Consider the following 3,545-nt stretch of genomic DNA (forward strand, 5'->3'; position numbering starts at 1 on the left):
CGTGATGCACTGGCTCCTCGACCGCAGCCCGCTGCACCACACCCGCTTCTCCCAGGCGGTACTGCTCGAACTGCCTCTCGGCATCGACCACACGTCACTCACGCGCACGCTCCAGGCCGTGCTCGATCGGCACGACATGCTGCGCTCCCGGCTGCGCTCGTCGAACGGGACGTGGACCTGGACCGTGCAGCCGACCGGAACCGTCGACGCCGGCGATGTCCTCGTCCGCGTGGCCGCCGACCCGCACGGCGACGACTTCGACGCCATCGCACACGCCGAACTCGACGCCGCCGCGGACCGGCTCGACCCGGCATCGGGAATCGTGCTGCAGGCGGTGTGGTTCGACCCCGAGAACACCGAAGTCCCGGGCCGGCTGCTCCTCGTGATCCATCATTCGGCGGTCGACGGTGTGTCGTGGCGGATCCTCGTTCCGGATCTCGCGACCGCGTGGTCGCAGATCGCGGCCGGACAGGATCCTCGGCTCGAGGCGGTCGGAACGTCGATGCGTCGCTGGGCGCACGGTCTGGTCGAGGCCGCGCAGCAGCCCGAACGGCTCGCCGAACTCGACTTCTGGCGCGCGACCACGGCCGGGGACGACCCGACGATCGGATCCCGACCGCTCGATCCCGCGACCGACGTGATCGCGACGGCCGAGCATTTCTGCGTCGAACTGCCGACCGGCGTGACCGAGGCGCTGCTGACCGCCGTCCCCGACGCGTTCCACGGCAGCGTCGCCGACGGTCTGCTCACCGCACTCGCCGTCGCCGTAACGGCCTGGCGACGCGACCGCGGCACCACGATCGACGATGCGTTCATCGCCCTGGAAGGGCACGGGCGCGAGGAACAGGCGGTGCCGGGCGCCGATCTGAGCCGGACCGTCGGCTGGTTCACCACCGGCTTCCCCGTCCGGTTGGATCTGACCGGCATCGACCTCGACGACGCCTGCGGCGGCGGCCCCGCGCTCGACGCGGCCGTCAAATCCGTCAAGGAACAACTCCTCGCGGTCCCCGACCACGGGATCGGCTTCGGGCTGCTCCGCTATCTCCACGACGAAACCGCCTCGGACCTGCGTGAACATGCCGCGCCGCAGATCGGCTTCAACTACCTCGGCCGCATCGCCACCGGAACAGCGGACGGGATGCCGGCAGGACCGTGGATGCCCGTCGACGCCGGCTCGGAGCTCGGCGGCGCCCAGGATCCGCAGATGCCGGTGCCCGCGACCCTGGACATCAACGCGCTCACCCTCGACGACAGCACCGGCCCTCGGCTGCGCGCCACGTGGGCGTTCCCGACCGGGATACTCACCGCCGACGAGGTGCACGAACTCGCGGACCTGTGGTGCCGCGTGCTCACCGCGCTGGTCGAGCGCGCCCGCATCCCCGGCTCCGGGGGACGCACCCCGTCCGACCTGGGCCTGGTGACGCTGCGGCAGGCGCAGATCGAGGAGCTCGAGCGGCGGTATCCGGACCTGACCGACGTGTGGCCGCTGTCGCCGCTGCAGGAGGGCCTGCTGTTCCACGCGCTGGTGTCGGAGGATTCCGTCGACGCGTACCTGGTGCAACTGGTCCTCGAGCTGCGCGGAACGGTCGACGCGGATCGGTTGCGGCGCGCCGGGACGGTGCTGCTGGACCGTCACGCCAACCTGCGCACCACCTTCGTGCCCGACGTCGCCGGACGACCGGTACAGATCGTCCGGGATCGGGTCGAGCTGCCGCTCACCGAGCTCGACCTGTCCGCTCTCCCCGCCGACGACCGCGACCGCGAACTCGAACGGATCATGGCGGCGGACCGGGCGACGCGATTCGATCCGGCACGACCGCCGCTGATGCGATGGCTGCTGGTCACCATCGGGCCGGACAGCCACCGGCTGGTGATGACCAACCACCACCTGCTGCTCGACGGCTGGTCGACACCGCTTCTCGTCCGGGAACTGCTGATGCTGTACGCGACCGACGGTGACACCGTCGGTCTCCCGCGGCCCACCTCGTACCGGGACTACCTCGCCTGGGTCGAGCGGCAGGACCGCGAACACTCCCTCGACGAATGGGCACGTGCGCTCGCCGGCGTCGACGAGCCGACACTGGTCGTCCCGGACGATCCGACCCGCAGGTATCACGAATCGCGGGATGTGTGTGCGGATTTCGGGGTGGAGGAGACGGCGGCGTTGTCGGTGTGGGTGCGTGATCGTGGGGCGACGTTGAACACGGTGGTGCAGGTGGCGTGGGGGTTGGTGCTGGGGTCGTTGACGTCGCGGGAGGATGTGACGTTCGGTGCGACGGTGTCGGGTCGGCCGCCGCAGATCGACGGGGTGGAGTCGATGGTGGGGTTGTTCGTGAACACGGTGCCGGTGCGGGTGCGGTGGGGTGCCGGGGTGTCGTTGGGGGAGTTGGTCGATCGGGTGCAGGCCGAGCAGGCGGGGTTGCTCGATCATCATTATGTGGGGTTGTCGGATGTGCAGCGGGTGGCGGGGCCGGGTGCGGTGTTCGACACGATGACGGTGTTCGAGTCGTATCCGGTCGATCGTGGGGGGTTGACGGCGGAGACGGATATCGCGGGGATGCGGGTGGTGGATGTGTCGGGTGTGGATGCGGCGCATTATCCGATGGGTTTGGTTGCGCACGTGGATGATCGGCTGCACCTGTCGATCAAGTATCTCCCCGATCTCTTCGGTCACGATGAGATCACCGAGATCCTCGGGCGCGTGCGTCACATCATCGGATCGCTTGTCCTCCGGCCCGATACACCCATCGACCGGTTCTCGCTGCTCGACGACGCCGAGCGCGCCGAACTGGTACCGGTGACCGGGGGATCGCCGATACTCGGGGTGACGTTGCCGGACATCCTGGTCGCGTCGGCCGCAGCGGATCCGGACACGGTCGCGGTGGTCGCGGGGGAGCGCCGGCTGACCTATCGTGAGCTCGACGAGCAGTCGAATCGACTGGCGCGGAGATTGATTCGATACGGTGTCGGACCGGAGACGGTGGTCGCGATCGCGGTACCGCGGTCGGCGGAGTCGGTGCTGGCGGTGTGGGCGGTCGCGAAGACCGGAGCGGCCTTCCTTCCCGTCGACCCGAACTATCCCGCATCGCGGATCGAGCACTTGATCGCGGATTCGGCCGTGACGGTCGGGTTCACGACTGCCGGTGCGCGCGATTCGTTGCCGGCGACGGTCATGTGGCTGAACCTGGACGACCCGTACGAACAGGCGTCGCACGATCGCGTGACCGATGCGGATCGGGTGCACCCGCTGCGGATCGAGCATCCCGCGTACGTGATCTACACGTCCGGGTCGACGGGTGTGCCCAAGGGCGTGACCGTCACCCACGGCGGACTCGCCAATCTGATTGCCGAGCAATGCTCTCGGTTCGGGCTCGGCCCGCACGCACGGGTACTTCACGCAGCCTCGCCGAGTTTCGACGCGGCGGTGCTGGAGATGCTGTGGGCCTTCGGATCCGGTGGATGTTCGGTCATCGCCCCGCCCGGGGTGTTCGGCGGGTGCGAGCTCGCCGAGTTGCTGGCTCGGGAGCAGGTCACGCACGCGGCGT

General features: G+C 69.2%; 1 protein-coding gene. It reads left to right on the forward strand.

Translation table 11 applies throughout. From position 1 onward, the window contains the following. Nucleotides 1–3,545 (forward strand): condensation domain-containing protein (locus ACN675_RS28380; RefSeq protein ID WP_420753991.1); only part of this gene is annotated, 3,545 nt, incomplete at both ends.

Origin of the sequence: Rhodococcus sp. O3 (genome assembly GCF_048897285.1) — a bacterium.
GTDB lineage: Bacteria > Actinomycetota > Actinomycetes > Mycobacteriales > Mycobacteriaceae > Rhodococcus.